The following is a 23,318-nucleotide window of genomic DNA, read 5'->3' as shown; positions in this document are numbered from 1 at the left end:
TCGTGTTCGACAACCCGGCTCCACGCGGTCAGCCCGCGGCGGCATCCGGGGCCCAGTACGCCCCCGGCGCCGGGGCGCCCAGAGTGTCACGCACCATGAGGACCGCCTCCAGGCGGTTACGGGCGCCGAGCTTGGCCAGGGCGTGCGAGACGTGGCTCTTGACGGTGGCGCTCGAGACCCCACAGAGTTCCGCCGCCTCGGCGGTGGTGAGTCCCTCGCCGAGGCGGCAGAGCACCTCGCGTTCCCGGGCGGTCAGCTTCTGCACCGCGTCCTGGGACGGCCGGTTCACCCCGGCCGGGTCGACGTAAAAGTTCAGCAGGGCAGCGGAGAACACCCGGTTCCTGCCGGCGACCGCCTGCACGCTGCCGGCCACACCGCTGAGATCGGTCTCCTTCACCAGGCAGCCGGCGGCGCCGGCCGCCACCGCGGCGTCGAGACTGCGCCGGGACCAGTCCAGGCAGAGGAGGACGACCCTGATCCGCCGGGCGGTCAACTGTCGGATCGCACCGACCATCGGTTCCCCGTGGCTGGCTCCGAGGACGGCCACCTCGACACGTTGCAGCGGCCAGTCCGCCAGCGGTCGGCGGCTGTCCACCTCGGCCACGACGTCGAGCTGGCTGTCGCCGTTCAGCACGTCGTACAGCAGGTGACGCCAGAGCGGATCGTGGTCCGCGACCAGGACCCGGGTCCGCATCCTGGCGCGGGTCTCGCCACCGTCGGCCTTCGATCGCGACCGGAACTGGCGCGTCGCATCCTGGACCACCGTCATACCGGCACCTCCCGATGCAGCTCGGCTGCGCTCAGTCGCCGGGTCCCGTCGCGGAACCGGAACTCGTAACAGATCCGACGCTGCGCCGCGGCGATGAGCGCGGCCAGGTCGGCAGGCCGGTCACAACGCCCCCAGTGCAGGTCGAGATGCCGGGTCATCACGTCGGCGTCGAGGACGTCGCCCACCCGTGCGTACGCCCGGAAGCCGTCGATGCCGTCGACCTGGCGGACGTCGGCCGCGCCGCTGATCGAGATGAGTTCGCAGGGCTCGACCGGGGCCAACGTGTGGTATTGGAAGTGGACCCTGTCCGGCTGGTCGATCGGGGGCACGGTCACCGGTTGGCCGAGTGCCAGCTGCCCGGCGAGACGGACCACGTCGAAGCCGGCGCAGTGCCGGGCCAGTGCGCCGATGTGGCCGCCCAGGCGACCGTTCACCTCGATGATCCGTGGCCCGCGCTCGGTCAGCTTGATCTCGGTGTGGGTCAGACCGGGGCCCAGGTCGAACGCGGTGAGGGCACGCGTGGCGAGATCGAGGATCTCCTTCCGCTCGACGTCGGTCACCGCCGCCGGCCAGAACTGCCCTGTCTCCCGGAAGGGCGGCACCAGCGGGAGTTTCCCGGTGACGGCGAGATGCCGCAGCCCCTGCGGCCCGTGGTAGCTCTCCACCGACACGTAGTCGCCGTACGGTCCGCCCGACCGGCCCACGAGCAGCTCTTCGACCACCACTGTGGACGCACGGCCCGCCGGCAGGAGTGGGGCGAGCACCCGGTGCGCCGCCGCGTCGTCAGTGATCACGTACGTGTTCCGGCTGCCCTGGCCGTAGACGGGCTTGACCACGGCGGGCAGGCCGACGTGGTCCCGGGCGGCGGCCCACTCGTCGATCGAGGAGATCGGGCGGCTACGTACGTCGTCGACGCCGCGCACACGCAGGCGCTCACGTTGCCGCACCTTGCTGGTCAGCAGCCCGGTCGTGGCGATCGGGTGAAACGGCAGGCCGAGCGCGTCGGCCAGCCACGCGGTGACCGGCAGCATCGGCTCGGAGAAGGTCAGGACCGCCGCCGGGGTGAGCCGACGCACCGCCGCCAGATCCGCCTCGCGGTCGCCGGTCAACGGTACGACGTCACCCAGCCGGCGCAGCACCTCCCCGGTCCGGTCGGTGTATCCGCTCGGGTTGACCAGGAACGCCACCGGGCCGAGCGTCCCCAGTCCGACGGCGATCTCCGCGGCCGACGCGGCGCCACGGTCGTACACGACAACCAGCGGGCCGGCCATCAGTCGGGCATCCCCGCCGCCGCGTGCAGCGCACCACGGTACAACTCCAGGTACGTCGTCACCTGCGCCTTGTCGAACAGGTCGGGATCGTAGGCCACCGCGACGGCGGTGCCCAGGTCACGCGAGTTGATCATGAAGTCGACCATGAACGGGAAGCTGGTCTTGTCGAAGGCCCACCACGCGCCGGGCCTGATCGCGGTCAACTGCTCCAGTTGGTCGTACACGTGAAAGTGGGTGAAGTTGAACGCCGTGTCGAACGGTGGCCGGCCCAGCCGTTGCTCGATCATGGCCAGCGGGTACCGCCGGTGACGCATCCCCCGCTGCTCGGCGGCGAGGGCGCTGCGCCACAGTTCCACCTGGTCCTCGGGCACCACCGGCACCCGGATGGGAACAGTGTTGAGGAACAGTCCGACGAGGAGGTCCGCGCCAGCGATCTCCGGCCGCCCGTTGACCGTCAACCCGGTCACCACGTCGCGGTCCCGACCGGTCCAGGTGCTCAGGGCCCGGACGTGACAGCCGAGAACCAGACTCTTCAGGGGGACGCCGATGGTGCCGGCCACCGCTCTGAGGCCCTCCAGCAGGGTCTCCCCGACCTCGAAGGTGAGCATCTCCCGGGGGTCGGCCGCGCCGCCGAAACGCCCACGGTCGAGCAGCAGCCCGGGCACGTCCGCCTCGGCGTGCCAGAAGTCGGCGGCCTCCCGGTTGTCGATGGCCTCCCGTTCCAGCCGGAGGAACTCCCGTTGCCCGGAGGCCGGTGGCAGCGGCAGGTCCGCCGGCCGGCCGGTGAGCTTCGCGTCGTACAGCGCGAGAAGCTCGTAGCAGAGTCGCGCGTAGCTCCAGCCGTCGAGGAGGGCGTGGTGGAGCGTGAGGGTGACGTGGAAGCAGCCCTCGAGTGCCACCACGTGGCAACGGAGGACCGGTGGACGGCCCCAGTCGATGGCCTGGGACAGCTGTGTCTCACGCCAGCGGGTGACCGGTTCGGTTGTGGTGGCGTACTCGACGGTCAACGGCGGGTCCACCGAGGACCACAGCAGTTGCGCGGGGACGCTGAAACCGCCCAGGTCGAAGGAGGAGCGCAGGGCCTGGTGTCGGCCGCACAGCTCGTCGAGCGCGGCCGTGAACAACGCCTTGTCGAACGGCCCGGTCACCTCGACACCGATGAGGTCCTGGTAGAGACGGGGGTCGCCCGACGCCTCGCTCAGGTAGATGAGCCCCACCTGAAGGACCGAGGTGGGCCAGGCGTCGCGTACCTCCGCCGGCATCAGCGCCCGGTCGTAGGGGTCCAGGAGGCTGAACGGCTGGTAGTCCCCCACCCCGTCGGCACGTCCGTCACGACCGGCCACCGCCGCCACCAACTCGCTGACGGTCGGAAAGAACATCAGGTCGCGCAGCTCGACCGGAATGCCCCGCGCGTTGGCGTCCGCGACGACCCGTAGGGCGATCAGCGAGTCCCCGCCGAGGGCGTAGAAGTCGTCATCCGGGCCGATCGGCTGGTCATCGAGGTGCCTCCGCCAGATCTCCACCATGGCCTGCGTCGTGTCGCTCATTCGGCGAACTCCCTCGGGGATGCCGTGCGCCGCCGGGTCAGCACGGGCAGGTGTGTGATGCCGGCGATGAAGTTCGATGCCAGGTGCTCCACCGGACCGTTGAGCTCGATCCGTTCGAACGCCCGGAACAACTCGGCGAAGAAGATGGCCAGCGTCATCCGCGCCAGCGGTGCGCCCAGGCAGTAGTGCGGGCCGAATCCGAAGGCGATGTGCCGATTGTCCGGGCGGGTGATTTCGAACCGGTAGGGATCGGTGAAGACCTCCCCGTCCCGGTTGGCCGACCCGACCCAGACCGCGACCGCCTCGCCCTGACGGACCAGGCCGCCGCTGAGTTCCACGTCCTGCCGGGCGTGGCGCAGGAAGCTGTTGGCCGGCGAGGTCCACCGCAGGCCCTCCTCCACCAGGCCGGTCAGTGCCTCCGGTGCGGCGACGGCCTGCGCCGGGTGTTCGATCAGCGCGAGGACGGTGCCGGTGACGGCGTGCGGGGTGGTGGCGTTCGCGCCGAGCAGCAGGCTGTAGCAGTTGTAGATGACCTCTTCGGTGGTCAGCCGCCGACCACCGGCCAGCATGCTGGCCAGGTGCCCGATCAGGTCGTCCCGTCGCTGGCATCCGCCGTCGCGCAACTGCCTGGCGAAGTAGTCGAACAGGCTGTGGTGGGCGATGGCCAGGGTTGCGGCCGGATGACGCACACACAGCCCGGGGTCCGCTGGCGCGGCAGCCATCGCGGTCCACCGCGTCAGCTCGGCCCAGTCTGGTTCGGGAACTCCCATGAGCATCCCGGCGACCGCCATCGGCAGCTGGGCGACGCACTCGGCGAGATCCCATTCCGCACGATCGAGCACGGGCAGCAGGATCCGGCGGACCGCCCGGACGACGTCCGGTTCGAGGTCGCGCACCGCCCTGGCGGTCAGCACGCGGTTGAGCGGGGTGCGCAGCTCGGTGTGCCGGGGCGGGTCGGTCGACACCAACATCAGTCCGGCCGCCTGGTCGCCGTGGCCCAACTGTTGCAGGAGGCTGCCCTGCTCCGAGGTGAACTCGCGGTGGTCGCTGAGCACCCGGCAGGCGTCCCGGTACCTGGTGACCGACAGGAAGGTCCGGCCGTCCGGCAGTTCCTGCCGGTGCAGCGGGTGCCGGGCCCGCATCTCGGCCCACACCGGGTGCGGGTCACCCGTGGCGTAGAAGTCGGGGGCGAACAGGTCGACGTCCGCCACCGGCGTCGTCAGGGGTTGGGCGCCGCTGGAGATCCTCACCGGATCTCCTGCATCTGGTGGGCGGCCTGCACGCTGCGGGCCAGTCCGGCCGGGGTCGGGTCCAGATAGAACGCCAGCGGGGACACCTCGACGCCGTGCGCCTGCCGGAGTTCCGCGAGGATCTGCACCCCGAGGAGCGAGTGGCCGCCGAGTTCGAAAAAGTCGTCGTCGGCACCGATGCCGTCGAGGTCCATGAGGTCCTCCCACAACTGCGTGATGCTCAGCCCCAGCTCCGTAGCCGGTTTCCGGTGATCGGCGCTGACCTCGGGACGGCTGTGGGACTCCCGGCCAGCCAGATCCGTCCGGTCGACCTTGCCGTTCGCGGTCAGCGGCAGCGCGTCCAGCCTGGTCACCCGAGCAGGGACGGCGTACGACGGCAGCACCTCGCTCAGCCGTCTGCGGAGCTCCAGCACGGATGCGGTCCCGGTGAAGAAGGCCGCCAGGCGCCTGCTCCCGCGCGCGTCGTCCTGCACCACGACCGCGACGTCGGTCACGCCCGGCGCCCCGACCGCCACGGCCTCCACCTCCGCCGGCTCGACCCGGAAGCCCCGGATCTTGACCTGCCGGTCCCGCCGGCCGACGAACTCGAGCTGCTCCCCGGTCCGCCGGACGAGGTCGCCGGAGCGATACATGCGCGAGCCGGGGGTGGCGGCGAAGGGGTCGGGGACGAAGCGGGTCGCGGTGAGCGCGGGGTCACCGAGGTATCCGTGGGCGATGCCCGTCCCGCCGACGTAGAGTTCGCCGACCTGACCGTCGTCCACCGGCCTGAGCCGATCGTCCAGGACGTACGCCGTGCTGCCGTGGATCGGCTGCCCGATCGGGACGGTGCTGCCGGTGACCACGGAAGTCATCCGGTGGCAGGTGCTGAAGGTGGTGTTCTCCGTCGGCCCGTACCCGTTGATCAGTACGGTGTCGGGCAGCGCCGCCACGGCGCGGTTCACGTGCGGTACGGAGAGGACGTCCCCGCCGGCCAGCAGGTGCCGCAGTCCACGCAGGTTGTCGAGGCCGGCCTCGACCGCCCGGTGGAACAGGCCGGCGGTGAGCCACAGCACCGTAACGCGCTGTGCGGCGACGTAGGCGCAGATTTCCTCCGGCGAGAGATCGCCCGGCGGCGGGATGACGAGGCAGGCCCCGTTGAGCAGCGGGCCCCACACCTCCAGCGTGGACGCGTCGAACGCCAGCGGCGCGTACTGGACGAACACGTCGTCGTCGCGGATCGGCAGGAAGCCGTTCTCCACCACCAGGCGGACGACGGCCCGATGCGGTACGCACACCCCCTTGGGCCGGCCGGTGGAGCCCGAGGTGTAGGCAAGGTAGGCGAGGTGGTCCGGGCCGGCCCGGACCACGGACGGGGCTGCCGGCCCGTCGTCCAGGGCGTCCGGCACCGTCAGGGCCCGGCAGCCGGTCGGCAGGTCCGGCAGTCCGGAGGGTGTGGTGAGGACCAGGTCGACGGCCGCGTCCCGCAGGATGGCATCGCGGCGCTCCGACGGGTAGCGGTCGTCGAGCGCGACGTACGCGGCGCCGGACCGGAGGATCGCCAGCAGGCCGACCACGGCCGCGGCGGAACGTGGCAGGTGCACTCCGACCACCGCCCCCGGGGCCGTGCCCGCCTGCTGCAACCGGTGGGCGAGCTGGTCGGCGCGCCGGTGCAGCTCGTGGTAGGTCAACTCGCCGTCCCAGGCCCGTACCGCCGTCCGGGCGGAGTGCCGTGGGGCGATCTGCCGGAACAGCTCGTCGATCATCGCGGGGCACGCTCCTGTAGTTGCGCCGACAGCAGGGCAAGCAGTGTCTCGGGTGCGTTCAGGAACTCGTAGTGGCCCCCCGCGAGGACGTCGAACCGCACGTCGTCGCTGTAGTGCTCCCAGCCCCGCAGTTCGGCCTCGGTCACCTCGGGGTCGTCGGCCCAGTGCAGCACCGAGATGTTCATCGGGACCGGCGCCGGCTCGTCGCGTCGGTAGTGGCGGTTGGCCTCCAGGTCCTCGCGCAGCACCGCCATGCTCAGTGCCAGCATCGCGGGATCCGGTTGCCCGCCGCGCCGCACCGCGAGGTCGGCCAGTTCGTCGAGGAGTTCCTCGTCGGTGAGGGCCAGGAACCGGTCGTGCGGACAGTGGTGCGGCGCGACCTGGGCCGAGACCACGAGGCTGGCCGGGTGCGGCAGCCGGTCGACGGGCAGGCGGCGCGCCGTCTCGTACGCCGGCAACGCGCCGGCGCAGTGACCGAAGAAGGCGAACGGTCGGTCGAGCAGCGGTAGGAGTTGTTCGGACAGTACGTCCGCCAACTGCGCGTAGCTGCGGTAGTGGGGCTCACGCACGCGGTTCTCCCGACCGGGTAGTTGCACGAGGCAGACCTCGATCCCGTCGATCCAGCGGGGCCACCGGTTGAACATCGACGCGCCCATGCCGGAGTACGGGAAGCAGAAGATGCGGCCGACGGACTCGTCGGACGGGTCGCGCAGCAGCCAGCGGTTGCGCTTCACGACTCGCCTCCCCTCCGGCGGCAACCGTCCGCGCGGTCGGACGACTGGGTCATCCTCGTTCTCCCCGCGTCGGGCACATCGGTGCCGAGCCGGTCCCGCACGGCAGGGGTAGCTGCCGGCGGATGAGTTCGCCGAGCTCCGCTTCCCGGTCGCGGTAGTAGAAGTGGCCACCGGGCAGCAGGATGGTGGTCGCCGGCCCGAGGGTCAGGTCCTCCCAGCCACGCAGGTGCTCGGGAGTGATGTCGGGGTCGGCGTCGCCTCCGACGATCAACATCGGGCAGGGCAGGGGCTGGGGTGACGCGACGTGCCGCGCGGCCAGCAGCGTGTCGGAGCGGATCGCCTGGATCGCGAGGCGCCGCATCTCCGGGTCGTCGAGGATCTCCTCGGTGACGGCGTTCTCCTCCCGGAGGACGGCGACCCACTGTTCGACACCGCGTGATTGGATCTCGTCGGCGCACAGTGTCTTGAACGCCGTCGGCTGGGCCGAGGAGATCACCACGAGTTCGACGTGGCGGCCGGAGCGGGTGAGCCGGTGTGCCAGCTCGAAGCAGAGCAGCCCGCCCAGGCTGTGCCCGAGGAGCACCAGGTTGCCGACAGTGTGCTGGTCGATGTCCTGTGCCAACTGGTCGGCGAGATCGTGCAGGCTGGCCGTGGGCGGCTCACCGATACGTGGTCCCCGTCCCGAGTACTGGAGGACGAGCGTCTCGTCGGCGGTGGGTGCCACGTGCCGCAGCAACTCGTGTACGGAGTAGGCGCTGCCGCCGCCGTACGGCGCCACCACCACGGTACGGGCGGCAGGGCGGCTGGGCTCGCCGGCAACGCCGCGGTACCGCCACAGCCCACGCGTTATTGGCTCCAGCGCCATGCGGCACACTCTCTTTCGTCAATGGATCTCGGCCCAGTGAAGCACCCGGCTGTGGAAACACCGTGGAATCGGCGTGGAAGGCGGGAGCCGGTCGCCGGTCGCCGGTCGGGGCGGCCGGCCACGCACGGTGCCGGACCTCCACCGATGGTGGAGGCTGGGCGCACGTCCTCCACCATCGGTTGAAGACAGGCCGATGCATCAACGACATGATCTGAGAATCGCCGGGCCTCTGTTCTCTGGTGCGCGCCTGGACCGTGCCGTATCGGCACTGCCGAGCAGGCACCCCCGAACTGGCCGGGCTCACCGTCAGCGCCGTGCTTGCGTCACCGCGAGTGAAGGATGAGCATGACCCCAACCGAATCGCGCCGTGGTGTCGGCGGCTGGGCCGAGACCCTGCTGGCCGGCTTCACCCACTCCGTGCGTCGTCATCCCGACCGGACAGCCGTCATCGCGGACGGGCGAGTGCTCACCTACGCCGAGCTGGACCAGGCCGCCGAGGCGGTGGCCGCGCAGCTTCAGGACCGGGCCGTCGACCCTGGCGCCCACGTCGGCATCTTCCTGCCCCGGACCGCCGACCTGGTCCTGGCGGCGATCGCGGTGATCAAGGCGGGCTGCTCGTACGTTCCGCTCGATCCGGCGAACCCCCGGGCCCGGCTGGAACGCATCCTCGCCGTGGCCGAACCTGCCCTGGTCATCACGACGAGCGACCTGGCAGGCAACCTACCACCGGACACCGCGGTGATCCGGCTGGACCACGATCGGCCAGGGGACCTGCGCTACTCACCGCCGTCGGTGGACTCCTCCGCCTGCGCGTACATGATCTTCACTTCGGGCACGACCGGCCAGCCCAAGGGCGTACGGATATCCCACGGCAACGTCCTGCACCTGTTCGACTCGACGGACTCCCTCTTCGCGTTCGACGCTCACGACGTGTGGTCGATGTTCCACTCCTTCGCGTTCGACGTCGCTGTCTGGGAGATGTGGGGGGCGCTGCTCTACGGCGGTTCCGTGGTCGTCGTACCGGAGCCCGCCGTCCAGGATCCGGCCTTGTTCCGGCGGCTGCTGCGGGACCGGGGAGTGACGGTGCTCAGCCAGACGCCGACCGCCTTCAACCAGTTGATCGCCGAGGAGCAACGGCACGACGACAGGTTGTCGGTGCGTCGGGTCGTGTTCGGCGGCGAGGCGCTGCGCTTCGCCAGCCTTGCGCCGTGGGTCGCCAAGTACGGCGACGAGGCGGTCGAGCTGATCAACATGTACGGCATCACCGAGACGACCGTCCACGCCTCCTACCGCCGGGTCCGCGAGGCCGACCTGCTCCAGGGGGCGAGCCTCATCGGGGTACCGCTGCCGAACTCCTCGTTCCTGCTGGCCGACGACCAGCTCCGTCCGGTGCCACCAGGCGACGCGGGCGAGATCGTCGTCATCGGTCCGGGTGTCGGGCTCGGATACCACGCGCAGCCCGAGCTGACCCGGCAACGGTTCGTCGAGCTGACCGACGCCGACGGGCGGACAATCCGCGGCTACCGTTCAGGTGACCTCGCACGGCTCCGACCGGACGGCGACATCGAGTACCTGGGCCGGGCCGACGACCAGGTCAAGATCCGCGGGTTCCGGATCGAGCTCGGCGAGGTCGAGGCGGCGCTGGTCCGACAACCGGCGGTACGCGCCGGCGCGGTGGCCGTCCGCACCCTGCCGACCGGGGACGAGGGCCTTGTCGGATACGTCGTGCCCCACGACGGGACCACGCCGGACCAGCGCCGGCTCCGCGACGATCTCTCGCTGGTCCTGCCCGGCTACATGGTGCCGGCGGCATTCGTGCTGCTGGACGCGCTGCCCCACACCGTCAACGGAAAACTCGACCGGTCGGCCCTGCCGGAGCCGACCCTCGCCGCCACCACCGGTCGCGCGCCACGGTCGCTGGTGGAGGAACTGCTCTGCCAGCTCTTCGCCCAGGCGCTCGGCCATCCCGTGGTGGACCCGGACGACAACTTCTTCGTACTGGGGGGACACTCGCTCACCGCTGTCCGCCTGGTCACGCGGATCAGAGCGGTCCTCGGGCTGGAGGTGAGCATCCAGGAGCTGTTCGAGTCGCCCACCGTCGCCGCGATCACCGCGAAGATCACCGCCGCGACCGGTCGTCCGCCACTGACCCGACGTACCGACGGTGACGTGGTGCCCCTGTCGCACGCGCAGCGACATCTCTGGTTCCGGCATCAGGCGCCCGGCACCTCCCCAGCCGATCAAGGGGCGTACCTTCTCCACCTGAGCGGTCGGGTCGACGTGGCGGCGCTCGACGCCGCGCTCACCGATGTCGTACGCCGGCACGCCGTGCTCCGCACCCTGTTCCCGCAGCACCAGGGGGCACCTGTCGCGCGGATCGTCGACGCCACCTCGGTCCAGCCGCCCCTGGTCGTCGAACACGTGAGCGCGGAGAAGCTGGCCGACTCCGTCACGGCCGTCGCCCTGGAGCCCTTCGACCTCCAGCGGGAGCCCGCCATACGGGCCAGGCTGTTCCTCGTGGACGAGGACCGCTCGGCGCTCGTGCTCGTCCTGCACCACATCGCCGCCGACGAGTGGTCATGGCATCCACTGCTGCGCGACCTGACCGAGGCGTACGGTGCCCGGCTCGCCGGCCTTGCGCCGCGCTGGCAGCCGTTGCCCGTGGAGTACGCCGACCACGTCCTGTGGCAGCGGGATCTGCTGGGCGACGTCGACGACCCGGACAGCGTCACGGCGCGGCAGTTGACCTTCTGGAAGGGATACCTGGACGGCATACCGCACGCACTCGTGCTGCCGTTCGACCGGGCCCGGCCGGCCGACTCGCGGTCACACGTCGGCCTGGTCCCGGTCGACATCGACGCCGACCTGCATGTCCGGCTCGCCGGACTGGCCGGGGCCAGCGGCACGACCGTCAGCATGGTGCTCAAGGCGGCGGTGGCCGCACTGCTGACCCGGTTCGGGGCGGGCACCGATCTGCCGTTCGCGGTCACGGGGTCCGGTCGGGCCGAGGCCGCCCTGGAACGGCTCGTCGGACGCTTCGCCAACACGCTGGTCACTCGGGTCGACACCGCCGGGGACCCGACCTTCGCGGAACTGCTGGTCCGGGTACGGACCACGGACCTGGCCGCGTACCAGCACCAGGATCTGCCCTTCGAACGGCTGGTCGAGCAGCTCGACCCGGTGCACCCGGCCGGCCGGCACCCGCTGGCCCAGGTCAGGACGGGGACCCAACCCGCGATCTCATCCGGCGTCGCCCTAGCCGGGCTCGGCGTGGAGGCGGAACCGGTCGGCAACCACACCGCGGCGTTCGATCTGTCGTACCGGTTCGCGGAACGGCGCGACGCGGACGGCCGGCCGCAGGGGGTGCTCGGCTCCGTGGAGTACCGCGTCGACCTGTTCCACCGGGAAACCGTCGAACGCCTCGCGGGCGGCCTGGAACGCCTACTGGAACAGGTGACCTCCCACCCCGCCGCCCGGCTGAGTCAGCTCGACGTGCCCGACGCCTGAGGTGGGCCTGGTCGGGCACCCGATCGACAACACGTTGCTCTTCGGTCGGGTCATCGATCCGACCGCCGACGATCCGGACACCGTCGCCATCCGCGAGGTGCACGAACTCATCCACACCGACGACCTGGTGGAGGCGTGTGTCCTGCCCCTGGCTCGACCTCAGTTGCTGCCCTCGATGATCTCCATCAGCTTGGCGCCGCGGTACGCCCGTGCGACGGGGTGGCTGTCCCGCGCGCCCGCGGAGGCGAGCACCTGGACTGCGGTCGCGGCGCCCGCCGCGGCGTGCCGGGAGCTCAGGTACTTCGCCAGCACCGTCGCCGACACCATCTCAGGCGGCCGGCTGTCCCAGCAGTGGCTGGCGTGCGCACGTCCTCGTCGCGGTCTGCTCCGCGGCCAGCAGCTGCGCCACGTGTCGGGCGACGAGCTGGTGCTCGGCCAGGGGTTTGCCGCCGCTCATGACCGCTGCGCGCCACGGTTACCGGCCCGTGGATGGCCCGGCGCGCTACCTTCTTCAGCTGCACTGATGGCGCAGTCCGTAGAACCGGAGAGCCGAGACACGCTGCTGCTCGACCGTGCCGATCTCCTTGGCGTCGGCCGGAGCGAACAGATCGACCTCCTCCAGCGCACCACAGGTCGGCTCCGACGCCAGGACGTACCCGAAGCGGCCGTTGGTGAATTGCCTCAGCAGGCCCGAAGGCCAGACAATCCAGCGCCGAGTGAAACGGCGCACAATTTCACCACACCAGGCTTTCCACGAGGTCATGCCGTTAGGCACGCGGCTTACGACGTGCCGGCCAAGGAGTCGGGATCCAATTGCATACGTACGGTTTCTTGCTCGCAGAAACACGTGGTGACTCCCCGCCGAACGGGGAGCCACCACGTCTGTTTCCACACCTGACCCACGGCTCGTTGCACCAGAAACGGGCGAACAAACTTCGTCAGCCGGAGGGCCTTTTACCGTAGTATGCACCTCCTCGTGCGCGCGCTGAACTTCCTGTTCACACGCGTCACACGATGGAGATCGACCGCACCTGGGTGTTGCCCTTGGTATCGACGTATACCTTGTAATCGCCGACGGTGTAAGTGCCAGCAGCGTTGTTGTCGATGGTGAACGTGGCCGTCACAGGAGACTCGCTGCCGTCGATGTGGGTCTGCTTCACCGTGATGGTCAACTCGTTCGTGTCGCCCTTCAACTTCTTCACCACCGCCGACGGCTTCGCGTCGATGACCGCGTTGGCGACTGTCACGTAGACCGCGTCGGGCGAAGAGAACTCCGCGTTCTTCTGCCCATCACCGAACAGGAAGAAGCCCCGTTGTTCGATGGCCCCGCGCCCCGGGAACGGATCCGGGTTTGAGGCCAAGTACGTCGGATTGACCGTGTACAGGTCCGTCTTGGAATCCGCGAGGACGGCCTGCACCCCGGCGTACGGGGCATCGGTGATCGCGAGGTTGACCGACAGGTAGATGGCGTCGGGGTTGTTGGCCGAGATGCGCGAGGAGAAGTACTTGTCCGCACTCTGCCCCGCAGGAACGGCCAGCGGCACGACCTTGTCGCCGACGAGAATGTTGAACTGGAAGTCGCCGTAGCCGCCGGCCACGAACTTCGCCCAAGCCGCGTCCGACATGTAGTCGGGGCGCTCCACCTTGAACTCCAGACGCATCGGCGCCACGTACGTGCTGTTCTGGTACTCGGGGTCGGTCAGGGGCAGGTAGACCCCTCCCGGGGCGTGCCCCAGTGCGAAAGCCGACGCCGTCGGGGTCGAGTTGCCGCGTCCGTTCCACATCGGGATGTTGAACGAGGTGGCGCCGAGCAGGGCCTGGTTGCCCAACTGGCTCGTGCCGACAGCGGCCGACGCGTCCTTGTAGGTTCCGATCGTGACGTCGAGCAGGTCGAGGTCGGCCCGGTCGGCGTTCAGCCCCGGCATGTCCGCCCACATGAACTTGGCACCGGCGGGCCCGGAGTACCGGGCCATCTCCAGCATGCCATCGGCCATGATCTTGGTCATCTGCACTGCCGAGTCGACCTTCATCCGCTCGTTGGCCGTGTGCCACCAGCGCTCGTTACCCGGGATGACGGCGCCGAAGGCGGTCATCTTGTTGCGGAAGCTGCTGGCCAGGGTGCCACCGGTCGTGCCCTGCGGATAGACCACGTCCCGGAGGGAATACGGATCGGGGAACGCCCCCGGGTTGCGGTTGATCGAGGCTTGGTAGCTCCCGAACTGAAGAGCGGTCAGCGGGTTGTCGTGCGTGACGTACAACCCGGCGCCGACGGGCGAGCCGAGGTTGCCGATGGTGAACCCCTTCGCCTGGAAGGCGGCCGTGACCGCCGCCGCCGCCTGGCCGGAGTCAGCCGCGGTGACGTGCATGCTGCGCACGTACATCGGCATGCTGAGGCTGCCGGAGGCGTCCGTGTAGAAGCTCGTCGGGGTCTCTGAATTGATGCCGCCCATGAGGGCGAAGGTGAGGTTCGGCGTGCCGTTGCTCGGGTTGCGCAACAGATTCGCCGGGATGCCCATGTACTTGCCGATATAGGCCTCGCCTTCGACACCGTCGCGGAAGAACAGGTCGGTGATGCCGTCGGCGGCCTTCTTCAGTTGCAGGTCGGCGGCCGTGCTTCCCAGTGCGCCGAGGCCCTGGGAGAGGAGGAACATCCCCCACACGACGGCATTCTTGCCGTACTGCGGGGTCGGCATCTCCATCGCCACATCGGTGTTGATCTCCAGCGTGAGCGAGTCGCCGGTGATCGTGGTCTGCACCTTGGGGGTGGTGCCGGAAGCAGCCGGGAGCCAACCCTTCGTGGTCGCGGCAGCGGTGATCGCCGACACGAACCGGCCGCGCTCGGCGGAGCCGGCCCCCGCCACGTCGAGGGTGAAAATGGCCCGCGAGGCGATCTGCGTGGTGCTGCCGTAGGCGATGTCCTTGAGCGTCGGGTCGCCTTCGCGCAGGGTGACGCCAGCTGTGGCAGCCGTCAGCCGGAAGGCCTTGGTGCTATCCGCGGACAGGCTCATCGACACCGACGGGGTCACCGATCCGGAGTTGCCGACGATGACCGGGAACCGCGAGTCGGAGGTGTAGGCCGCGATCGGGATCTCCTCGCGGTTCAGGTTCTTGTAGGCCCAGTTGTCGTAGAAACTCGGGTTCGAGTTGTACGGGATGGACTGGAAGGTGGCGGTGTTCGTCGTCGAGGGCGTGCCGGGACCGCCGTCTTCGTAGATTCCCATGACGATGCGGATGCGTCGGTCGAGGGGCAACCCCGCCTCGAGTAGCGCCTTGGCCGCGAGCAGCGTCGCCAGCGTCGGGCCGCTGTCGTCCTGGATGCCCGCCCCGTAGACCCAACCGTCCTGGACATAGGGCGAGTGGTACGCGCCAGGAGTGCCGAGGTTGCCATCGGCGTCCCGCCAGCGCGCCAGCTGGGCCGGCGAAACGGAAGCCGTCGGCGAGTCGAGGTGACTCAACGCCATGACCATCTCCGGGGCGTCCGGGTCACCGATCTCCGCGTAGACGTACTTGTCGGGCTGGCGTTGGACGACCACCGGGAAACCCAGGTCGGTGGCCAGCTTGACCACCCAGGCGAGCTTGGCGACCTTGCGGTCGTACTCGTGCTGGTTGGCTTCGGTGTTGCTGACCGGGAAGGGGTACGCCGTCGCGGCCGTGCCGCCCCGGGAGATGGAGTCGTAGCTCGACCCGTCCAGCATCGCCCCGACCAGAGTGAGCGGGTCGTAGCTGCCGTCTCCCGCCCGCGCGCTGTTGACGCGTCCAGCCAACGCCTCGACTTCCGCGTGGATCGCGTCGCGCTCGGCGTCGGTCACCGACAGGTCATAGGTGACACTCGGCTGGAAGCGCTCCTCGCCGGGGCCGGCCGCGGACGCGTGGGGTGTGGGCGCAACGGTCGCCGCGAGGGCCGCGGCGAGCAGGACGGAGAAGATGGCCGTCCGTCTGTCTCTCATAGAAGCTCCAGAACAGGGGGATGACACGGTGGCGACAGCACACGCCAGCCGTGCCGCCAGCGGCCGACGGGGCGCGATTTCTTGAGGATGATCTGAGAATCGGCCGGTGTCGTCAGCTCGGCCGCAGCCGGTAGCCCACCCCGCGTACGGTCTCCACCAGGCCGACGTCGTCGAGCTTGCCGCGTAGAGCCGCGACGTGGACGTCGAGGGTGTGCCCGGCCTTCTGGGTGGTCTGCCATACGTCCATCAGCAACCGTTCGCGGGACACGACCGTGCCCGCCTGCCGGGCCAACGCCATCAGCAGGTCGAACTCCTTGCGGGTCAGGTTCACCTCCCGGTCGGAGAGCCAGACCTGCCGGGCGTTGAGGTCGGCCCGCAGGTCGGCGACCTACAGCGTCGCCTCGGCCCGCGCGGCGCGGGCGGTCGGGCGCAGCACCGCCTCGATCCGGGCCTGCAGTTCCGCCATGGAGAACGGCTTCACCACGTAGTCGTCGGCGCCCGCGCGGAGCCCCTGTACCGTGCCGAAATTGTGTGTCGCATTCGTGAGCTGGGGATTTGCGAGTGGATCAAGCGGCTCGGCGGTATTCGTTGATCGCGCCCCCGAGGACCCGTCGCCGGCGGATCGGCTTGTCGATCGCAATGACCCGCGCCGGGGTCGTAGTCGGTGGATGCTGGTCCAGACTCTGGTGCGGCCGGTGGCGGTCGTAGTGGTCCTCGTAGGCGCGGAGCACGGTGCGGGCGTGCTGTTCGTTGTAGATCAGTACCCGGTCGGTGCGCTCGGCGCGGACGCTGCGGACGAAGCGTTCCGCGAAAGGCGTTCGCCCGAGGCATACGTGAAGGTGTCTTCACCACATCGATGGGCGGCGGCCGGGCCGACGGTGCGGTGGATCGGGCGCAGGCACGGGCGGCGGGCCGACCGGCGGTGGGGGCGGGCGTGGAGTCCGGAGCAGATTGCCCGGAGGCTTCCCCTCGACTTCCCGGATGATGAGTCGATGAGGGTTCGGCCGCGGCCGTCACCGCCACGGATAGGCGCATCCGCCACCGTCGGAGGTGCGAATGATCTCCGCCCCGGCCAGGTCGGCCACTCAGGGCGACCTGGCCGCAAGGTTGACCGAGTTCAGGCCTTCTCGCAGGCGATTCCATCCTTGTCGTGCGCCCCGAGCCTGCCTCCGGGACGGATCCGCCTCAGAGGCGGCTAAGGACCAGCCGCTCCCCCGCGTCGAGCACGGCCGCGCGCAGCTCGGCGTCGGTGCTGTCGGCACAGCCGGGGTCGGTGGCCGGCCCCAGGCAGGCGCTCAGGAAGCAGGCGACCGCGATCCGGGTGGTCATGTCGGGGTTCGGGCCGCCCAGGGCACGGCGTACCCGCTTGAAGAGCTCCGCGAGCTCGGGGTCGGACTCCAGCAGTCGCGTGGCGGTCGGGTCCGACATCATCACCTGGTAGCCGAGGCGATTGGTGACCAGGCACTCGGCCATGCCGGCGATGACCGTGCCGGCCCGTGCCCGCTGGTCGGTGTGGCTCTCGGCCAGCTGCACCGCCGCGGCGAGCTGGTCCAGGCCGGGTCGCAACGCCGTGATGACGATGTCGGCCTTGGTCCGGAAGTGGTGATAGACGGCGGCCTTCGTGACCCCGAGTCGGTCCGCGATCATCTGCAGCGAGGTGGCGCCGATCCCGCGATCGGCGAAGAGCTCGAGCGCCGCCGCGAGGACTCCGTCGCGGCCCGGCGCGGCCGGCTTCGATGTGACCATTCTCCCAGCCTAGCGGCAAGCACCTGCTAGCCGAACGGCTAGGATGGCGATGTTCGCCACGACGCCCTGGAACCACCGTTCCGGCAGGCACCACGGGAAGAGCGCCGCGCCACGGCTACGACCCACCGAGAAAGGAACCCGTGTCATGGGTGCTCCACACCCCTCCGAGCCTCTCCGAGTCGAGGACACCACCGTCGACCTGCTGGTGATCGGCTCCGGCACCGGCATGGCGACCGCACTGGCCGCCCACGAGCGGGGCCTGAAGGTCGCCATCGCCGAGAAGACCGAGCACGTCGGCGGCTCGACGGCCCGCTCCGGCGGCGCCTTCTGGATCCCTGCCAACCCGGTGCTCGAGCGCGACGGCGCGATCGACTCCGAGGAGCGCGGCGCCGAGTACGTCGAGGCCGTGGTCGCCGGCTCCAGCCCGCGCGAGCGCTGGCAGCCCTTCATCGACAACGGCGCCGAGACCGTGCGGATGCTCGAGCGCACCACACCACTGAAGCTGTTCTGGGCCAAGGGCTACTCCGACTACCACCCCGAGAAGCCAGGCGGCAGCGCCGCCGGTCGCTCGGTCGAGTCGCGGGCGTTCAACCTGAACAAGCTGGGCAAGGAGCGCGGCCGCTTCCAGCCGGCCACGATGGAGGCGCCGCTGCCGATGCCGATCACCGGCGCCGACTACAAGTGGCTCAACCTGATGGCGAAGAAGCCGGGCAAGGGCTTCCCGAAGGCGATCAGGCGGGTCCTGCAGGGCGTGGGCGGCAAGGTCATTGGTCGTGAGTACGTCGCCGGCGGTCAGGCGATCGCCGGCGGCATGTACGCCGGACTCATCGAGGCCGGCGTACCGATCTGGACCGAGACCGCACTGACCCGTCTCGTCGTCGAGGACGGCCGCGTCACCGGCGCCGTACTCACCCAGCGAGGCCGCGAGGTCACCGTGACCGCCCGTCTCGGCGTAGTGCTGGCCGCCGGCGGCTTCGACCACAACATGGCGATGCGCCAGCAGTACCAGTCGCCCTCGCTGGTCGAGGACGTGAGCCTCGGCGCCGTCGGCAACACCGGCGAGGTGATCCGGATCGCCCAGGAGAGCGGCGCAGCGATCGGCAACATGGAGCAGTCGTGGTGGTTCCCGGCCGTGCACCCGGTCACCGACGGCGCGATGCCCTCGATCCTGCTGGCCGAGCGGTCGCTGCCCGGCTCCTTCATGATCGACTCCCAGGGCAAGCGCTTCATCAACGAGTCCACCGACTACATGACCTTCGGCCAGACCGTGCTGCAGCGCGAGCGCGACGGCGACCCGGTCGGCGAGATGTGGCTGGTCTTCGACCAGACCTACCGCAACAGCTACGTCTTCGCGGGCGGCTCCTTCCCGCGGATGCCGCTCCCGAAGGAGTGGTACGAGGCGGGCATCGCCCACAAGGCCGCCACCCCTGCCGAGCTCGCGCGCGCCATGGGCGTCCCGGAGTCCGCCTTCGAGGCGACCGTCGCCCGCTTCAACGCGAACGCCGGCGCCGGCACCGACGAGGACTTCGGCCGGGGCAACTCGGCGTACGACCGCTACTACGGTGACCCCACCGTCGTGCCGAACCCCAACCTGCGCCCCCTCGACGGCCGCCTCTACTATGCCGTCAAGGTCGTGCTCTCCGACCTCGGCACCTGCGGCGGCCTGATCGCCGACGGCCGCGGCCGGGTGCTCACCGAGGCCGGCGAGCCGATCGAGGGCCTCTACGCCCAGGGCAACACCGCCGCCAACGTGTTCGGAGCCGTCTACCCCGGCGCCGGCGCCACCATCGGCCAGGGCCTGGTGTTCGGCTACATCATCGCCTCCGACGCGGCCGAGCGAGCCGCCGCTGCCTAGCGCAGCGACCGCACGACACGGCGGTCCTGACCAGTCCCGGGGTGGTCAGGACCGCCGTGTGCGATCCGAGCCTGGACGGCTCCTCGGCACCTCACCATGCGGCACGGAGGCCGTGGCCGGAAGACTCGGTCGAGCACTCAATCCGCTGGCTCCAGTGTCACCCCGCCCAGCACCTCACCCCCGCCGCGGGTCACTGCCCAACCGGCGCGAGTCTCCTGCGTCCAGGCCTGCCGAGATTCCGGCCTCCGGGTCATGGGAGCGCATCGCATCCCCGCCTTGCACGGCGTCGACCGGCATCGATGGCGCGGGCCGGACGCGGTGCCTTTGCCGGCCTACCGCAGCCACCGCAGCGCGGCGTCGGCGGTATCCTCGGGGCTGCTGTTGAAGGCGATGGCCGCGCCGGGAGCATGCTGCCGGACCAGGTTGATCACCTTCTCGAAAAGCTCGAGCAACGGCTCGTGCTTGCGGATGCCGCCACCGACCACCACGCAGGCGTAGTCCTTGCGGGTCAACGCCTCGATGATCGCTCCCTCGGGATCTTCGTCGGGCGCCACCAAACACAGGTCGGCCTCGATGCCGTGATCGCCGAAACGGGCCTGACCGCGCGCTATCGCCGCCGCAACCGGCTCAGGATCCCAGCCCGGGATCCTGACGGGATCGAGACCGACCACCAGCACTCGCCCCAGTGCCATGCATCCTCCTACCTCCCACAGAACGGTCCAGCCCCGCGCCGCAATACGTGGGCAGGAGTTCGCCAAACACCGTCAACGTGTCGAAAAGGCAGCCACCCGGCCCCGATGCTGCCACAGAAGGAATCAGACGTACTCGATACCCGGCCACCGGGGCCGATGCCGTTCGTTCTCTGATCGGCACGTCCGCGCACACACCGGCTCGACGTACGGTCACGGCGGGTCTCGCTCGACTGGTGGCAGATACGCACGCCTGGCCCTATCGCTAAATCTCGATCCAGTAACGCCGGGCGGGGCGGAACTTGGTGTCCCGGATGCCCTCAAAGACGCCGCCACACCGCTCGATCGACTTAAGGGCGCGTATCGGGTCGTGATCAATGAGCATCGCAGCTTCCGGGGCGGTGCCCGTCTGGAGTACGGGGCCCGGCGATTTGCGGCTGCGCCGTGTGGGCGCGAGTGACCGGAAGCGATGCCGCAGGCAGGCAGCGGCGGGGCCCGAGGGCCCCGGCTGCATGCCCGCCGGGATGGTGTGTCAGACCATGGCGAGCCGGTCCACCAGCAACTCCACCCTCGGCTCGGTGTCCTCCGGCGGCAGCCGTCCCGCTCGGGTCAGAGTGGCCAGCCCATGCACGGCCGCCCAGAACACCTCGGTGAACAGTGCCGGGTGGACGCCGTCCCCGGCGACCTCGCCGAGGCTTTCCAGCAGGGCGGCGAAGGCCTCCTTAAGAGGTTGTGGGGTGTCCTCGCTCGCGAAGGCCAGGCCGCCGTCGAGCTCGAACATGGCGTCATAGACCGCCGGGTTGCGTGCGGCGAAGTCGAGGTAGGTGCGGGCGAGGGCGGTGACCCGGGCGCGTGGGCCGTCCGCGGTGGAGGTCGCGGCCCGCAGTGCCGCGGCCATCTCGGCGGCGCCGTCGAGGGCGACTGCGCCGATGATCTCGCGTTTGCCGCGGAAGTGGCTGTAGAGGACGGGCTGGCTGTATTCGATGCGCTCTGCGAGCCGGCGGGTCGTGACCGCGTCCCAGCCCTGCTGCTCGGCGAGTTCGCGGGCTGTCGCCACGATGAGGCGCTCGCGCGCCGCCCGTTCGCGCTCCTTGCGTTCCTGTACCGACATGATTCGATCCTAGCACCGCTAGACAATCAAGCGGCAGCAGTATTAGCGTTGCCTTATCGTCTAGCAACACTAGATACCGGGAGGGTTTCATGCTCAACGCACTCGAGGTCTTCACCATCGTGGTCGTCGGCCTGATGGTGGGGGTGGAGTTCTCCGTCGCCTTCGTCATCAACCCGATCCTCAACGCACTCCCCGGTGACAGCGGCCAACTCGGCCGCGCCCACGGAGGCCGGATGCTCGGCGCCGTGATGCCGGTCTGGTACATCACCTCGCTCATCCTCGTCGCGGTCTGGGCCATCGCCGGATGGCACCACCACGGCAACGGCCTCGTCGTCACCGCCGGCGCGCTGCTGATCCTCAGCGTGATCATGTCGATCCTGCTGCTCGTCCCGATCAACAACCGGGGCAAGACGTGGACCCCTGACAACCGGCCCGCCGACTGGAAGCAGCAGATGAACCGCTGGGACCGCTTCCACTACGTCCGCGTCGCCGTCATCATCGCCGCCTTCGCCCTGCTGGTCGCCGCCCTCATCTGACTCGCGGGCCGGCACCGCGCCGGTGGCGCACAATCCCCACTCCCCGGGCGGCAGCGGGCCATGGAAATCCCGACATCCCGGAATGCAGCTGCCGCTCAGGGCCACAACTGCGATCCCGACAACTGCGCCCCTCGATGACCTGCGCGGCTCCCGGCTCTGACTCGGATGACGTCTTTGATCCAGATGACCGAGGCACGTAGCCGAAGCCCGGCGAGGTAGCTTTCCGGGGTCTTGTCGTAGCGGGTCGCGATGCCCCCGCCACGCCTTGAGCTTGTTGATCAGGCGCTCGACGGTGTTCCTCTCCTTGTAGAACTCGGCGTCGTGGTCGACGGGGCGTCCCCCTTTGCGACCCTTCGTCTTCCGGTTGGCGGCCTGGTCCCGTTTCTCCGGGATGACGGCCTTGATGCCGCGCCTGCGCAGGTGGGCGCGGTTGCCGCGGGACGAGTACGCCTTGTCCCCGGCGACCGCGTCCGGCCTGGTGCGAGGCCGCCCCACTGGGCCACGGATCCGGATCCTCCCCAGCACCGGGATGAACCGTGGGCTGTCGGCCGCCTGCCCCAACGAGTATCCGGCCCAGCGCCCAGGCGGCAAGTCCGCGCCGACGCGCGGACGGCCGGATGCCGTATCTGATGACCGGCCCACCGCACGTAGTCGTCGCTACCGTGCCGCAGTGCAATCCCGCCGAGCACGCGATCGCTCTCGACGATCCATCGATGCGTGCAACGGCGTTTGCGAACGTCGATCGTCTTCGCCGGATCCGACTGGTCCGCCAGCCGCGCCACCCAGGCCGCGAACCCGGCCGGCGAATCCACCTCGTCGGAGGGGCCCAGCCCGAAGCCGTCCTCGTGTAACCCGGGACCCCACTCCGCATGAGCCTCAAGCCAAGGCACCGTGCAGGCGGAAGGTAGATGCGATCAACTCGGGCACCCGACGACAATACCCGCCAGAGCACACACGAACATCAAGTAAAAATCCTGCGAGCACCCCTACTCTCCTCGGCAAGTCCGGATGCCCGTAGTCAAGCCGTCGTAACGGTCCGCGGCCCCCGGACCGCAGCCGATGGGTGCTCGACCCAACCGCGCCAACCGAGCCGCGCCACTTTGCTCAAGGAGACGGCGTAACAGTTCGCGACGCCTTCCACGTCCAGCAGCACCCGGCGCCGACCAGCCGATGTGCAGCAGGTACGAGGTGGCGCCGCCGGACCCGCGGCCCTGCTCCCGCCAGTTGCCGATGCGCCAGAGGCTCAGGCGAAGTCGGGATGGTTGAGGTCGACCGTCACCGAGTTGCCCCCAGTTGTTGATGAACGCGACCGGCCAGCCGTGCACCTCCACCCTCTCAAACAGGTTGGAGTCGGTCAGCGCCGCGATCCACATCAGGTTGCGGTCCTTGTCGAGCCGGGCGAAGAAGCCTTCGGAGCCGCGTCTGCCCAGTGCGCTCGCCCGGCGGCACGAGCGGCAGCCTCAGGGAAGCCGTTCGGTGAGCGTTTCAGCGGGGTGCACGTCTGGCCTCGATGAGGGTCCGAGTCGAGTGGGCCACGAAGGCGCCGTGGTTGCGAATGTGGGCGTCCAGTCGCTCGAGGGTGTCCCGGTACCGCTCCACGGTAAAGTCGGGCACCCACCAGACGCATTTGCGCAGGGTGTAGACGACCGCGCCGATGTCGAAGAACTCCATCCGGCAGCGAGCGGTGCGCAGGTCCACGATCTCGAGCGCGGCCGCCCGCGCTGCCGCGGCCTCACGATCGGGGTGACG

17 protein-coding genes and 5 pseudogenes are annotated in these 23,318 nt (G+C 69.8%); 4 read left to right on the top strand and 18 right to left on the bottom strand.

Going from position 1 to position 23,318, the window contains the following annotated elements:
• Positions 1-28 precede the first annotated feature (28 nt).
• Genes ABT006_RS30525 through ABT006_RS30495 form a run of 7 tightly spaced genes read right to left on the bottom strand, consistent with a single transcriptional unit; the run spans position 29 to position 8,178 of the window.
• Positions 29-769, bottom strand: coding sequence for a helix-turn-helix transcriptional regulator (locus ABT006_RS30525; protein ID WP_350711928.1), 741 nt, complete (start codon positions 767-769; stop codon positions 29-31).
• Positions 766-2,040, bottom strand: a complete 1,275-nt coding sequence (locus ABT006_RS30520) for an ATP-grasp domain-containing protein (protein ID WP_350711927.1) — start codon at positions 2,038-2,040, stop codon at positions 766-768. The genes ABT006_RS30525 and ABT006_RS30520 overlap by 4 nt, the downstream gene beginning before the upstream one ends.
• Positions 2,040-3,587: a condensation domain-containing protein gene (locus ABT006_RS30515; protein ID WP_350711926.1), complete on the bottom strand. Its 1,548-nt coding sequence runs from the start codon at positions 3,585-3,587 to the stop codon at positions 2,040-2,042. The genes ABT006_RS30520 and ABT006_RS30515 overlap by 1 nt, the downstream gene beginning before the upstream one ends.
• Positions 3,584-4,837 carry a cytochrome P450 gene (locus tag ABT006_RS30510; RefSeq protein WP_350711925.1) on the bottom strand — a complete coding sequence of 418 codons (1,254 nt, stop codon included), beginning with the start codon at positions 4,835-4,837 and terminating at the stop codon, positions 3,584-3,586. The genes ABT006_RS30515 and ABT006_RS30510 overlap by 4 nt, the downstream gene beginning before the upstream one ends.
• Positions 4,834-6,579 carry a non-ribosomal peptide synthetase gene (locus ABT006_RS30505; RefSeq protein ID WP_350711924.1) on the bottom strand — a complete coding sequence of 582 codons (1,746 nt, stop codon included), beginning with the start codon at positions 6,577-6,579 and terminating at the stop codon, positions 4,834-4,836. Before ABT006_RS30505 ends, ABT006_RS30510 begins: the two co-directional genes overlap by 4 nt.
• The gene (locus ABT006_RS30500; protein WP_350711923.1) at positions 6,576-7,313 is read right to left on the bottom strand and encodes a thioesterase II family protein; all 738 of its coding nucleotides are present in this window, start codon (positions 7,311-7,313) and stop codon (positions 6,576-6,578) included. The genes ABT006_RS30505 and ABT006_RS30500 overlap by 4 nt, the downstream gene beginning before the upstream one ends.
• 49 nt (positions 7,314-7,362) lie before the next feature.
• The gene (locus tag ABT006_RS30495; RefSeq protein WP_350711922.1) at positions 7,363-8,178 is read right to left on the bottom strand and encodes a thioesterase II family protein; all 816 of its coding nucleotides are present in this window, start codon (positions 8,176-8,178) and stop codon (positions 7,363-7,365) included.
• A 345-nt stretch (positions 8,179-8,523) separates the two neighbouring features.
• Between ABT006_RS30495 and ABT006_RS30490 the strand changes: the two genes are divergently transcribed.
• Positions 8,524-11,685 carry a non-ribosomal peptide synthetase gene (locus ABT006_RS30490; protein ID WP_350711921.1) on the top strand — a complete coding sequence of 1,054 codons (3,162 nt, stop codon included), beginning with the start codon at positions 8,524-8,526 and terminating at the stop codon, positions 11,683-11,685.
• A 159-nt stretch (positions 11,686-11,844) separates the two neighbouring features.
• On the opposite strand, the gene ABT006_RS30485 is transcribed toward ABT006_RS30490, so the two are convergent.
• The 6 genes and pseudogenes from ABT006_RS30485 to ABT006_RS30460 all read right to left on the bottom strand — a co-directional run.
• On the bottom strand, positions 11,845-11,997 hold the full coding sequence (locus tag ABT006_RS30485) for an acyl-CoA dehydrogenase family protein (RefSeq protein WP_350711920.1): 153 nt from the start codon (positions 11,995-11,997) through the stop codon (positions 11,845-11,847).
• Positions 11,998-12,013: 16 nt separating this feature from the next.
• Entirely contained in the window at positions 12,014-12,142 is a 129-nt protein-coding gene (locus ABT006_RS30480; RefSeq protein ID WP_350711919.1) for a hypothetical protein, read from the bottom strand.
• Positions 12,143-12,196: 54 nt separating this feature from the next.
• Positions 12,197-12,460, bottom strand: coding sequence for a hypothetical protein (locus ABT006_RS30475; protein WP_350711918.1), 264 nt, complete (start codon positions 12,458-12,460; stop codon positions 12,197-12,199).
• 232 nt (positions 12,461-12,692) lie between these two features.
• The gene (locus ABT006_RS30470) at positions 12,693-15,632 is read right to left on the bottom strand and encodes a zinc-binding metallopeptidase family protein (RefSeq protein WP_350711917.1); all 2,940 of its coding nucleotides are present in this window, start codon (positions 15,630-15,632) and stop codon (positions 12,693-12,695) included.
• A gap of 112 nt (positions 15,633-15,744) precedes the next feature.
• Positions 15,745-16,272 (bottom strand): annotated as a pseudogene (locus ABT006_RS30465) (winged helix-turn-helix domain-containing protein).
• Positions 16,199-16,432, bottom strand: a pseudogene (locus ABT006_RS30460) (integrase core domain-containing protein); the annotation flags it as partial. The pseudogenes ABT006_RS30460 and ABT006_RS30465, both read right to left, overlap by 74 nt.
• Positions 16,433-16,495: 63 nt before the next feature.
• Between ABT006_RS30460 and ABT006_RS35180 the strand changes: the two are divergent.
• Positions 16,496-16,633 (top strand): annotated as a pseudogene (locus ABT006_RS35180) (IS30 family transposase); the annotation flags it as partial.
• A 184-nt stretch (positions 16,634-16,817) separates the two neighbouring features.
• On the opposite strand, the gene ABT006_RS30455 reads toward ABT006_RS35180, so the two are convergent.
• Positions 16,818-17,378: a TetR/AcrR family transcriptional regulator gene (locus tag ABT006_RS30455; protein ID WP_350711916.1), complete on the bottom strand. Its 561-nt coding sequence runs from the start codon at positions 17,376-17,378 to the stop codon at positions 16,818-16,820.
• Positions 17,379-17,523: 145 nt separating this feature from the next.
• On the opposite strand from ABT006_RS30455, the gene ABT006_RS30450 reads away from it, so the two are divergent.
• Positions 17,524-19,233 (top strand): 3-ketosteroid-delta-1-dehydrogenase, encoded by a 1,710-nt coding sequence (locus ABT006_RS30450; RefSeq protein WP_350711915.1) that lies wholly within the window; start codon positions 17,524-17,526, stop codon positions 19,231-19,233.
• Positions 19,234-19,565: 332 nt separating this feature from the next.
• Here the strand turns inward: ABT006_RS30450 and ABT006_RS30445 are convergent, their stop codons facing one another.
• Positions 19,566-19,925: a hypothetical protein gene (locus ABT006_RS30445; RefSeq protein WP_350711914.1), complete on the bottom strand. Its 360-nt coding sequence runs from the start codon at positions 19,923-19,925 to the stop codon at positions 19,566-19,568.
• A 529-nt stretch (positions 19,926-20,454) separates the two neighbouring features.
• Positions 20,455-21,033: a TetR/AcrR family transcriptional regulator gene (locus ABT006_RS30440; RefSeq protein WP_350711913.1), complete on the bottom strand. Its 579-nt coding sequence runs from the start codon at positions 21,031-21,033 to the stop codon at positions 20,455-20,457.
• 89 nt (positions 21,034-21,122) lie between these two features.
• Here ABT006_RS30440 and ABT006_RS30435 point away from each other — a divergent pair, with 89 nt between their 5' ends.
• Positions 21,123-21,569: an anthrone oxygenase family protein gene (locus tag ABT006_RS30435; RefSeq protein WP_350711912.1), complete on the top strand. Its 447-nt coding sequence runs from the start codon at positions 21,123-21,125 to the stop codon at positions 21,567-21,569.
• A gap of 95 nt (positions 21,570-21,664) precedes the next feature.
• Here the strand turns inward: ABT006_RS30435 and ABT006_RS30430 are convergent.
• Positions 21,665-22,127 (bottom strand): annotated as a pseudogene (locus tag ABT006_RS30430) (transposase); the annotation flags it as partial.
• Between the two features lie 927 nt (positions 22,128-23,054).
• Positions 23,055-23,318 (bottom strand): annotated as a pseudogene (locus ABT006_RS30425) (SAM-dependent methyltransferase); the annotation flags it as partial.

This window comes from Micromonospora sp. NPDC002717 (assembly GCF_040295705.1).
Classification (GTDB): Bacteria; Actinomycetota; Actinomycetes; order Mycobacteriales; family Micromonosporaceae; genus Micromonospora.
This window is presented reverse-complemented; position numbering and strand designations above follow the sequence as displayed.

What these genes read in the sequence shown, in the direction of transcription:
- ABT006_RS30525 (WP_350711928.1), bottom strand. Translation starts at nt 769, where the DNA reads ATGACGGTGGTCCAGGATGCGACGCGCCAGTTCCGGTCGCGATCGAAG.
- ABT006_RS30520 (WP_350711927.1), bottom strand. Translation starts at nt 2,040, where the DNA reads ATGGCCGGCCCGCTGGTTGTCGTGTACGACCGTGGCGCCGCGTCGGCC.
- ABT006_RS30515 (WP_350711926.1), bottom strand. Translation starts at nt 3,587, where the DNA reads ATGAGCGACACGACGCAGGCCATGGTGGAGATCTGGCGGAGGCACCTC.
- ABT006_RS30505 (WP_350711924.1), bottom strand. Translation starts at nt 6,579, where the DNA reads ATGATCGACGAGCTGTTCCGGCAGATCGCCCCACGGCACTCCGCCCGG.
- ABT006_RS30495 (WP_350711922.1), bottom strand. Translation starts at nt 8,178, where the DNA reads ATGGCGCTGGAGCCAATAACGCGTGGGCTGTGGCGGTACCGCGGCGTT.
- ABT006_RS30490 (WP_350711921.1), top strand. Translation starts at nt 8,524, where the DNA reads ATGACCCCAACCGAATCGCGCCGTGGTGTCGGCGGCTGGGCCGAGACC.
- ABT006_RS30480 (WP_350711919.1), bottom strand. Translation starts at nt 12,142, where the DNA reads ATGAGCGGCGGCAAACCCCTGGCCGAGCACCAGCTCGTCGCCCGACAC.
- ABT006_RS30470 (WP_350711917.1), bottom strand. Translation starts at nt 15,632, where the DNA reads ATGAGAGACAGACGGACGGCCATCTTCTCCGTCCTGCTCGCCGCGGCC.
- ABT006_RS30455 (WP_350711916.1), bottom strand. Translation starts at nt 17,378, where the DNA reads ATGGTCACATCGAAGCCGGCCGCGCCGGGCCGCGACGGAGTCCTCGCG.
- ABT006_RS30450 (WP_350711915.1), top strand. Translation starts at nt 17,524, where the DNA reads ATGGGTGCTCCACACCCCTCCGAGCCTCTCCGAGTCGAGGACACCACC.
- ABT006_RS30445 (WP_350711914.1), bottom strand. Translation starts at nt 19,925, where the DNA reads ATGGCACTGGGGCGAGTGCTGGTGGTCGGTCTCGATCCCGTCAGGATC.
- ABT006_RS30440 (WP_350711913.1), bottom strand. Translation starts at nt 21,033, where the DNA reads ATGTCGGTACAGGAACGCAAGGAGCGCGAACGGGCGGCGCGCGAGCGC.
- ABT006_RS30435 (WP_350711912.1), top strand. Translation starts at nt 21,123, where the DNA reads ATGCTCAACGCACTCGAGGTCTTCACCATCGTGGTCGTCGGCCTGATG.